The sequence below is a fragment of the Streptomyces bambusae genome, from assembly GCF_019400985.1.
GTDB lineage: Bacteria > Actinomycetota > Actinomycetes > Streptomycetales > Streptomycetaceae > Streptomyces > Streptomyces bambusae_A.
Window position 1 is genome coordinate 1 of record NZ_WTFF01000503.1, and the last position, 3,387, is coordinate 3,387.

The window sequence follows — 3,387 nt, forward strand, 5'->3', positions numbered from 1 at the left end:
TACGTCGATAGCCGTCTTCTACAACCGCCAGCCACACCTATCATGTCCACGCGAGAGCGCGGAGGCGTCTACAGGGGAGTGTAAGGGACAGGGCCCGGGGCGCCCGCGGCACGGCCCGCGCCCGGGCCTTGGGCCTGGCCGCCGGCAGGCGTCGTGTCCGGCCGCAGCGCCGGCTGGTACGTCGTGTCCCAGGTGGCCGACTGCCAGGTCTGGGTGCTGTACGGGTCCTCGGCCAGCTGCGGGGCCTGGGCGTCGCGGCCCTGACCGCTCGCGCCGGGCCCGCTCGCGCCCTGGCCGGGCCCGTTCGCGCCCTGACCGTTCACGCCTTGGCCGGGCCCGTACTCGTAGTCGTCGGTCGTACTCATCGCGGCCCGCTCACCCGCCCGCGAACGGCGGGAGGACCTCGACGGTGCCGCCCTCGGTCAGCTGTACGGAGTCGTGCGGGCGCGTGCCCACCGGCTGCTCGTCCACCAGGAAGGAGCACCGCTGGAGCACCCGGCTGAGCTCCCCCGGATGCGCCGCGCGCACGGCGTCGAGCGCCTCGGCCAGGGTCACCGCCTGGTACGGCTCCTCCGCCGCACCGGCCGCGGCCTTGGCCGCCGCCCAGTAGCGGATGGTTCCGGTTGCCACTACAGCTCCAATCGTCGGCCGCGTACGGCGGCACGTACCGGTACGGCACGTACCGTCGGCCTCCATGATGACCCCTCGGGGCCCCGACCCCCGTGTGCCCCGGCGCGCCCCCCGTGCGCCCGACCGGCCCGGCCCGGGTCCACCGATACGGTGAAACCGGTGGATAAGAGGGTGCCGGGCGTGGCGGGAACCACAGAAGTGGAGCGCCCCGATCCCTCGGCCCGCCGAAGGCCGGTGGGCTACCCTGGTAGCGAAGAGGATCCGGGCAACGTTGCCCCCGGGTCCTTTTGTGCTTTCAGCGCGTTGAACAGCGCGCGAAGAGCAGCACACGCAGAACCGCACACGGAGCGCGAAGAAGAACACGCGAACGAGCGCGAGCAAGACCGCAGAACCGGTTCGGCCCCAGGGCGCGGGCGCCGGACCGGACCACGTACGAAGCAGTGCCGCGAGATCCACCGGCCGCCCGGGACGGGACCGAGGAGGAACCGACGTGATGGGCCAGCGAACCGTGCACGACCGTCCGACCGCTCCGGCAGGGGGGCCGCGGCGATGAGTTCCCTGCTGTTGCTGACCAACGCCCTGCAGCCGTCCACCGAGGTGCTGCCCGCCCTCGGCCTGCTGCTCCACAACGTCCGCGTGGCCCCCGCCGAGGGCCCGGCCCTCGTGGACACCCCGGGTGCCGACGTCATCCTCGTCGACGGGCGCCGCGACCTCCCCCAGGTGCGGTCGCTGTGCCAGCTGCTGCGGTCCACCGGGCCCGGCTGCCCGCTGATCCTCGTGGTCACGGAGGGCGGCCTGGCCGCCGTCACCGCCGACTGGGGCATCGACGACGTCCTGCTCGACACCGCCGGCCCCGCCGAGGTCGAGGCGCGGCTGCGGCTGGCGACCGGCCGCCAGCAGCTCGGCGCCGACGACTCCCCGATGGAGATCCGCAACGGCGACCTGTCCGTGGACGAGGCGACGTACTCGGCCAAGCTGAAGGGACGGGTCCTGGACCTGACCTTCAAGGAGTTCGAGCTGCTCAAGTACCTCGCGCAGCACCCGGGCCGGGTCTTCACCCGCGCCCAGCTGCTCCAGGAGGTGTGGGGCTACGACTACTTCGGCGGCACCCGGACCGTCGACGTCCACGTGCGGCGGCTGCGGGCCAAGCTCGGCCCCGAGCACGAGTCGCTGATCGGCACCGTACGGAACGTCGGCTACCGCTTCGTCGCGCCCGAGAAGGTCGAGCGGGCCGCCGAGGAGGCCCGTACGAAGGCGGCCGCCGAGGCGGGCGCAGGAGCCGGCGCAGGAGCCGGCGCAGGGGACGGTCCGGAGGCGCGCGGTGGCGTCACCCGGATGGCGGAACCCGCCGTCGGCGTCCAAACCGCAGGACGACCTGCCCAGAGGTAGGTCACCCCGCGTAGACTCCAGCCCGTGGCCAAAGTGACGCGGGACGATGTGGCACGACTGGCGGGGACCTCCACCGCCGTCGTGAGCTACGTCATCAACAACGGACCCCGGCCGGTCGCTCCGGCCACCCGCGAGCGCGTCCTGGGCGCGATCAAGGAGCTGGGCTACCGGCCCGACAGAGTGGCGCAGGCGATGGCGTCGCGGCGTACGGACCTCATAGGCATGATCGTCCCGGACGCCCGCCAGCCCTTCTTCGCGGAGATGGCGCACGCGGTCGAGCAGGCCGCCGCCGAGCGCGGGAAGATGGTCCTGGTCGGCAACTCCGACTACCGGGACGAGCGCGAGGTCCACTACCTGCGGGCCTTCCTCGGCATGCGGGTCTCCGGCCTGATCCTGGTCAGCCAGGGCATGAGCGAGCGCGCCGCGAGCGAGATCGAGGCGTGGGACGCCCGCGTGGTGCTGCTGCACGAGCGGCCCGAGGCCATCGACGACGTCGCGGTGGTGACCGACGACATCGGGGGCGCCCAGCTCGCCACCCGCCACCTGCTGGAGCACGGGCACGCGTACGTGGCCTGCATCGGCGGCATCGAGAACACCCCGTCCGTCGGCGACCCGGTCGCCGACCACGTCGAGGGCTGGCGGCGCGCGATGCTGGAGGCCGGCCGCTCGATCGAGGGCCGGCTGATCGAGGCCCCCTACAACCGCTACGACGCGTACCGGGTCGCCCTGGAGGTGCTGGCCCGCCCCGACCGCCCCACGGCGGTCTTCTGCGCCACCGACGACCAGGCGATCGGTGTCCTGCGCGCTGCCCGCGAGCTGCGCATCGACGTGCCGGGCGAGCTGGCGGTCGCCGGCTTCGACGACGTCAAGGAAGCGGCCCTCACCGACCCGCCGCTGACCACGATCGCCTCGGACCGGCCGGCGATGGCCCGGGCCGCGGTGGACCTGGTGCTGGACGACGCGCTGCGCGTCGCCGGGTCGCGCCGCGAGCGCCTGAAGCAGTTCCCGTCGGCGCTGGTGATCCGCCGCTCCTGCGGCTGCTCGTAACGATCTGCCGCAGGCTTCACAGCAGCGGGCTTCACAGCAGCGGGCTTACGCAGCGACGGGCTTACGCAGCGGGCTTTATATCGGGCATACGCGGTTCTGTCGGGCTTCTCAGCCGGCGCTCAGGAAGCTCTCATGTACGACGGACAGAGTCGTGACCATGACCGAGAGCCACCGCCGCGCAGGCGAGCCCCAGGAGAACCGCCCGACCCCCTATGCGTCGTTCGGCCCGGGCGCCGACGCGCCGGCAGGGGCCTACCCGCCGCCCCCGGCCCATCCGCCGGCCGCCCCCGCCGCCCCCGGCTGGCACGAGGCGCACCGGCC

4 protein-coding genes are annotated in these 3,387 nt (G+C 73.4%); 2 read left to right on the plus strand and 2 right to left on the minus strand.

All coding sequences use genetic code 11. From position 1 onward, the window contains the following. Nucleotides 1-68: 68 nt before the first annotated feature. Together GPJ59_RS34740 and GPJ59_RS34745 are read right to left on the minus strand one after the other, a co-directional pair. Nucleotides 69-365 carry a hypothetical protein gene (locus GPJ59_RS34740; RefSeq protein WP_219672025.1) on the minus strand — a complete coding sequence of 99 codons (297 nt, stop codon included), beginning with the start codon at nt 363-365 and terminating at the stop codon, nt 69-71. A gap of 10 nt (nt 366-375) precedes the next feature. After that, complete coding sequence (locus GPJ59_RS34745) at nt 376-630, minus strand: MoaD/ThiS family protein (protein WP_219672027.1); 255 nt, start codon at nt 628-630, stop codon at nt 376-378. Between the two features lie 549 nt (nt 631-1,179). Between GPJ59_RS34745 and GPJ59_RS34750 the strand changes: the two genes are divergently transcribed. Then, nucleotides 1,180-2,019, plus strand: a complete 840-nt coding sequence (locus GPJ59_RS34750; RefSeq protein WP_258025376.1) for a response regulator transcription factor — start codon at nt 1,180-1,182, stop codon at nt 2,017-2,019. Between the two features lie 24 nt (nt 2,020-2,043). Continuing rightward, complete coding sequence (locus tag GPJ59_RS34755) at nt 2,044-3,066, plus strand: LacI family DNA-binding transcriptional regulator (protein ID WP_219672029.1); 1,023 nt, start codon at nt 2,044-2,046, stop codon at nt 3,064-3,066. Nucleotides 3,067-3,387: the final 321 nt, after the last annotated feature.